1 pseudogene is annotated in these 1,114 nt (G+C 42.4%); it reads left to right on the forward strand.

Annotated features, from left to right (window positions below):
• Nucleotides 1–121: 121 nt before the first annotated feature.
• Nucleotides 122–384, forward strand: a pseudogene (locus tag EKG35_RS20735) (YbjQ family protein); the annotation flags it as partial.
• Nucleotides 385–1,114: the final 730 nt, after the last annotated feature.

Here is a 1,114-nt window from a genome sequence, read left to right on the forward strand (position 1 = left end):
GTAGATTGTCAAAGGCTCTTTTCACTTTGACAATCTACTTGGGATGTGGAACAATCCATGAATGGTTGTTGTGCAAAAAAACTTAATCTTTTTGTGTCCAAAAACTTGACGTAGATCCAGTCCAGTATTTGGATTAACCGTAAGAGCAAGAGGAATTGGGAAAGATATTGTCGCATCATTAAAAGGGCTAGTTGGCGGTGAAATCAGTCAATATACAGAAATGCTTGAAGATGCTAGAAAACAAGCTATCGATCGTATGGTAAAAAACGCTGCTGAAATGGGTGCTAACGCAATTATTATGATGCGCTTGATTCAGGTGAAATCGGACAAAATATGAGTGAAATTATCGCTTATGGAACAGCCGTTATGGTAGAAAAGGAATAACTTCGATGAAATAGATTCCACAGTATCCACGCCTTAATTCTTTTTCCTTTAATTATCTAATCATGGATTATATACTCTTCAAAGCAAAACACGGCAAGCAAGTACCAAAAGGCAAATTGCAAACTAAAGAGTGCGACTTAAAGTAGTGCTTTTAATGTCTATCGATTATTCTACTCACAAGAGACATTCCCCAACCGTTGTCCGTTGGGGCTTATATTTTCTATATAAAAAACCGCTGAATCTCAGCGGTTTCATTTGCGAAGCGACGTCCTACTCTCACAGGGGGTGCCCACAACTTCCATCGGCGCTATCTCGAAGCGCGATAACACATCGGATTCCTGCGTCAACTTCGTCAGTGCGGTGCTCACGTACTGTGTACGCTGCGCTCCCCTCTTCCTCGTTTCCTTGAACTCCTCGGTTCTCGCGCTTCTCGAATCAATTCTTATTTATTATTTCTTAGTATTCTTTTTTCAATTTTAATATGCGCCGACCTAACCTTCGGTTTTTGGTAGTTGGGGGCTTCCTTTTCTACATAAAAAAACCGCTGAATCTCAGCGGTTTCATTTGCGAAGCGACGTCCTACTCTCACAGGGATATCCCCCAACTACTATCGGCGCTATCTGCGAAGTGTGATGACACGGCGGAAATCTTCGTCATCTTCGTCGGTACGATGCTCGTGTACATTGTACACTCCGCTTCGTGCCTCCTCGATTCCTTGTTTTCCTTGGTC

The organism is Lysinibacillus telephonicus (assembly GCF_003966145.1).
Taxonomy (GTDB): domain Bacteria; phylum Bacillota; class Bacilli; order Bacillales_A; family Planococcaceae; genus Ureibacillus; species Ureibacillus telephonicus.